Here is a 4,986-nt window from a genome sequence, read left to right as displayed (position 1 = left end):
GGGAAACCCAAACCCGAAGTAAAGGCAGGGTTTATGAGGATAAACTTGCTAAAAGTGTAACTGTGGACATACGTTTGTGCAAAGAAAGGGTAAACTACGACAAGGCGGAATGGATATATGTAAAGAGCCATTATTACCGAGAAGGTAGAACGATTTACAATCAAGGTTGGGTAGAAGTTCCCAAAGAGGAAGAAAGGTTTAGTGCTTATCATTGGGATAAATTTGGATTTAAGACGTATGATGCTGAAAATCACCGAATGTATCCGATAAAAGGTGTGAATAGTTATTCGGGGACTTCCGGTTTTATCAAGGAGATGTTAGCATTACTTGATAAAAATAAAGACAATAAGATACAGAATGAAGAGCTACAAGCCTGTTACAACAAACCCGAACCGAGTCATACTTTTTCTCGGATGGTTTGCAAACATAAAAGCGAATGGTCATACAAATGGGCAAAAATAAAATCAGATTATGAGAAATTTATTAAATACCATTATCCTGATGCCAAGCAAGCGTATGTTGATGAACGTCTTAAAGAAATAGAAACTAAGTACAAAGGTTTGTATGATTTTTGGGATAAACTAAAATTTGAAACCGATACATTTTGGTATTTTGAACCCTTTGCTTGGGTGGAGCAGATGAACAGGGTGTTTGATGTTTTGGATAAAAATACCATATACATTACCCGAAAATGGGAAAAATGGACTGGTGAAAATAAAACAAGCTCAACATTTGGAATTTTTAAATTTGGAGATTTAGAGGGATACATATGCGAACCTTATGGACCCGAAACTATAGAACGAAACAAAGATAAACGCATACCTGAGGGAACTTATAATTTAATGTGGCATACTTCTAAAAATTTTCCTAAAAGTAAGTATGTTAAAAAAGGATATCCTGAATTGAAAAATGGTTTTCCTAAATTATATAATGAAAAAGTTCCTGCTGATAGGGGAATTTTAATACATTCAGGAACAACAGGAAAAGATAGTGAGGGATGTCTATTACCAGGGACTAAAATTCATAAGAAAAAGGAAGAAATTATTTCTATTTCGGGAAGTATTACAAAGTTTTATGAAATAATTGCTATTATAGAAGAAAAAGGAATAGAGAATATTAAGATAGAAATTAAAGATGAAACACAATAAATTATTAATAATTACTATATGTTTTTTTGTGTCATTAACAAATGCACAAAATAAAAATTGTAAAATCAGAGACATTATAGAAGCAACGAAACCTTATGATGCATATAATAATAAATATGCAGAATTATTACCTTCAAAAATTGATGAAAAAGAAATTGATGTTTCTATATTATTGCAAAAAGTAGATTTTTTAGGCTTCATTGGTAAAAACAAAAAACGCTTGCAAATTAATTTTCATTCTGTTCAAAAAACGGAAAACAAGAGCGTTTATCAAGTGCGAGGCAATACGATAGTTGGTAAAAATGATGTTGATTTTGAGGGAATTATCTGTGTTGAAAAAGTGTTTTCGTTTTCATTTTTTTCTTTTGGTGTAGACGATTTTTTTAAGGGAAAAGTGAAAGATCAAGGGGTTATCATCGCAAATTATGAATTCAAAGAAGATGTAAATCGTTCATCCACAGGTGTTTTTCAGGGAAAATTACTTATTCGTTGGTATGTAAATGAAAAAGATCAATTTCTATACGATGATATCGAAGATGATTCTGATTCATATTTTAATAATGCCTTTCTCGGCACTTGGACAAGCTATAAAACAGGAAAAGTGCAACAATGCAATTGGGGACAATATCGCATCCCTTGCTCAGGTGATTTAGACATTGGAGCAGCAGAATTTAGCCCTAACAAGAAATATTATAAATATGGTTGGGAGGATTATAAGCCTTAAATTTTTTTAAAGAAATAGAAGCTAAGTACAAAGGTTTGTATGATTTTTGGGATAAACTAAAATTTGAAACCGATACATTTTGGTATTTTGAACCTTTTGCTTGGATAGAGCAAATGAAGAGGGTGTTTGGTGTTTCAAAATGGCACGACCCAGTAGATAATCCCGAAAGAGCATTATTCAACTCAGGAAAATACTCTCCAAGAAGTGGATATTTTGGGGCAACTAGAAATAGTGGAACAAAAAATCACGGAGGGATAGATATTTTTGCACCGATTGGTACTCCTATTTACGCTTGTTTGGATGGAGAAGTTGTTTCGGCACAATATCGAGGAAAAACCCAAACAACAGGATATGGTGACACTATTATTATAAAGGTAAGTAAAGAAGATTTGGATGCTTGTCGAAATAATTATGAGTTAGAGTTTCCTAATCCTTTTAATAATGGAAAAGGTGAGGTTGAAAAAGGTAAAGGTTTTGGAGAAAGTGATGAACGTTATTTGCTGTATGCCCATCTTGATACAATGTTAATAAAAAAAGGAGATAAGGTAATGGCTGGACAACAAATAGCAACAGGAGGTAAAACAGGAAATGCTGAAACAATAAAGTATGATAGAAATCGGCATCTTCATTTTGAAGTGTTGAGTTCACCAAGTACAGCAGGATATTCAGAGCTTTTGAACAGAGAAAATCCAGCTTTCTATGTGAATTTTACAGAAGCAGATGTTAACAAACAAGAAAATAATCAAGATTAAACGAATTATGAAACAGAGTATCATTTTTTTAACGACATTATTGTTATTGAATTGCAAACAGGGACAAAATGAAAAAAATAATTTTCAGCAGCAAGTAGGTCAAGAAATTATTACAGATAATATCTCTTCAATAGAAAAAGATGAAACTGAAGTCAAATATCCTTGTAAAGAAATGATAGCATATGGTTTTATTGGAGCATATGACAAGGAAGCATTGATAGACAATCAAGAAGAACTGGTTTTAAAATTGTGTAAAAATAATGATAATGAATATGCTCTAAGTGTAGAAAGTGATAAGGACTGGCTGAATGGAAGAAAGGAACGAGGAAAAGTGTATGATTATAAAAAGATTTATACTAGTGGAAGGGTAGACACAGATGATGGATGTATTTTAGAAACAGGAGAAGAATTAATCACAATATTTGTTAATGGTTCTAAACATTCTGTTTGGCGTGTAAAAGCGGGAAAACTCATAGAAATGGATAAAAATAAAGAATATCCTTGTATTGATTTTGACGAAGGAATGGAGTAACAGCAAAGCCTTTTCAGAGTAAATAATCACAAAAAGGATGGTTTGCCTTTTTAAGTATCATTACCCTGATGCCAAACAAGAGTACGTTGATGAACGCCTTGATGAGATAAAAGCCAAATACGATACATTGTATGATTTTTGGGATAAGTTGAATTTTAAAACAGATATATTTTGGTATTTTGAACCCTTTGCTTGGGTAGAGCAAATGAAGAGGGTGTTTGGAGTTTCAAAATGGCACGATCCAGTGGATAATCCGAGATTGACAAAGTATGGATATTCAGGCAATGTGAAGCCTTCAAGTGCCACTTATGGATGGTGTCGTAGAAATCCTGATAAGTCTAAAAAATTTCACTCAGGGCTTGATTTATTTGCTATACCTGGAAAGGACCAAGTTTATGCTTGTCTAAAAGGGAATATTTGTCAGGTAAAATATTCTGATAGTGCAGGTTGGATAATTGGAGTTAAGGTTCAAAATGTAGAAGATTTACTAGAACAAGAAAGGCAAGTGTCTTATGACACACAATTTTCAGATGAGTTAAAAGGTATAGACATAAAAGAAACTGACAATGTATATTTTGTTTATATGCATTTGCAGAGCGTATTTTTTACATCAGAAGATGCTAAGAATAAAAAAGTAGTCGAAGCAGGGACTCCATTAGGTTACGCAGGAGTATCAGGTTCAATTGCAAGTGGTGGAAAAGCACCTCATTTACATTTGGAAGTAACAACTATGTTAGATGCTTATGGAAAAGGGGAAAGTGCAAGAACAAATCCAGCAAGATTCATCAAACTAAACTCTTACGACACGCAAGATCAAGATGACGTAGCAAAAATTAAACATTATCACAAAAAATAAGATATACTATGATTAAGAAAATATTCATTCTATGCCTATTTATTTTAATTTCTTGTAAAACAGAAGTTAAAAAAGATTTAAATGGCAATTCTATTGAAAAAGAAAAGATTCAAGAGACAAATAATGAAGATTCGTTTTCGCAAAAAGAAGATAGTTTAGACAAGGTAAATACAGACCAATTCATTGGTAAAAAATTGGATATTGATTTAGATTGTCTCTCAAATGATGGGTGTAAATCAAACACGTTGGATATGCTTTTCAAAAAAGAAAATTACGATTATTTTTTAGGGGATTATAGAGGAACCAGTCAAAAAGAATATTATTGTTATGTGTTGGGATTGTTCAAAAACTCTGAACACAAGGATACCTATGTATTATTTTTTGATAATAATGATATTTTAAAAGACACTTTACGAACAGCAGATAAAAAGATTTCTTTGAATGTAGAGTTTGATGACAATCAAAAAGGTTTAGCTCTTGGATATGTGTATACTAAAAATTTAAAAAACATCTATTTTGAAATTACAAATCTTTATCAAATAGATAGTAATGTTAAATTACAAGAGATTAGTTTAAATATGAAAATTAAAAATTGTCCTCTCCCATTGGATTATCTTTCAGAGGAGTACGTAGAGATAGAAGAATACTTTAATTATGGCGTAAAAAAAATAGTTTTATAAAAAAGTGAGAAAAACATCCAAAACAAAGAGCTACAAGCCTGTTACAACAAACCCGAACTGAATCATATTTTTTCTCGGATGGTTTGCAAACATAAAAGCGAATGGTCATACAAATGGGAAAAAATAAAATCAGATTATGAGAAATTTATTAAATACCATTATCCTGATGCCAAACAAGAGTATGTTGATGAACGTCTTAAAGAAATAGAAGCTAATTACAAAGGCTTATATGATTTTTGGGATAAGTTGAATTTTAAAACCGATACATTTTGGTATTTTGAGCCCTTTGCTTGG

The 4,986-nt window shown here is 31.8% G+C and carries 7 protein-coding genes; all 7 read left to right on the top strand.

From position 1 onward, the window contains the following. The coding region (locus GN105_RS12860) for a DUF5675 family protein (RefSeq protein WP_173015008.1) at positions 1 to 1,148 on the top strand (1,148 nt) is incomplete at its 5' end. After that, on the top strand, positions 1,135 to 1,872 hold the full coding sequence (locus GN105_RS12155; RefSeq protein WP_155285665.1) for a hypothetical protein: 738 nt from the start codon (positions 1,135 to 1,137) through the stop codon (positions 1,870 to 1,872). The genes GN105_RS12860 and GN105_RS12155, both read left to right, overlap by 14 nt. A gap of 35 nt (positions 1,873 to 1,907) precedes the next feature. Continuing rightward, positions 1,908 to 2,624, top strand: coding sequence for a M23 family metallopeptidase (locus GN105_RS12150; RefSeq protein ID WP_155285664.1), 717 nt, complete (start codon positions 1,908 to 1,910; stop codon positions 2,622 to 2,624). 7 nt (positions 2,625 to 2,631) lie between these two features. After that, the gene (locus GN105_RS12145) at positions 2,632 to 3,156 is read left to right on the top strand and encodes a hypothetical protein (protein WP_155285663.1); all 525 of its coding nucleotides are present in this window, start codon (positions 2,632 to 2,634) and stop codon (positions 3,154 to 3,156) included. A 37-nt stretch (positions 3,157 to 3,193) separates the two neighbouring features. Then, entirely contained in the window at positions 3,194 to 4,012 is an 819-nt protein-coding gene (locus GN105_RS12140; RefSeq protein ID WP_155285662.1) for a M23 family metallopeptidase, read from the top strand. An 8-nt stretch (positions 4,013 to 4,020) separates the two neighbouring features. Next, positions 4,021 to 4,692 carry a hypothetical protein gene (locus GN105_RS12135; protein ID WP_155285661.1) on the top strand — a complete coding sequence of 224 codons (672 nt, stop codon included), beginning with the start codon at positions 4,021 to 4,023 and terminating at the stop codon, positions 4,690 to 4,692. A 78-nt stretch (positions 4,693 to 4,770) separates the two neighbouring features. Continuing rightward, on the top strand, positions 4,771 to 4,986 hold a 216-nt coding region (locus GN105_RS12130), incomplete at its 3' end, for a hypothetical protein (RefSeq protein ID WP_155285660.1).

It is taken from the genome of Capnocytophaga felis, assembly GCF_009684755.1.
GTDB lineage: Bacteria > Bacteroidota > Bacteroidia > Flavobacteriales > Flavobacteriaceae > Capnocytophaga > Capnocytophaga felis.
Note: the sequence above shows the minus strand (reverse complement) of the source record. Positions and strands in the feature narration are given on the sequence as shown.

What these genes read in the sequence shown, in the direction of transcription:
- GN105_RS12145 (WP_155285663.1), top strand. Translation starts at nt 2,632, where the DNA reads ATGAAACAGAGTATCATTTTTTTAACGACATTATTGTTATTGAATTGC.
- GN105_RS12140 (WP_155285662.1), top strand. Translation starts at nt 3,194, where the DNA reads ATGGTTTGCCTTTTTAAGTATCATTACCCTGATGCCAAACAAGAGTAC.
- GN105_RS12155 (WP_155285665.1), top strand. Translation starts at nt 1,135, where the DNA reads ATGAAACACAATAAATTATTAATAATTACTATATGTTTTTTTGTGTCA.
- GN105_RS12135 (WP_155285661.1), top strand. Translation starts at nt 4,021, where the DNA reads ATGATTAAGAAAATATTCATTCTATGCCTATTTATTTTAATTTCTTGT.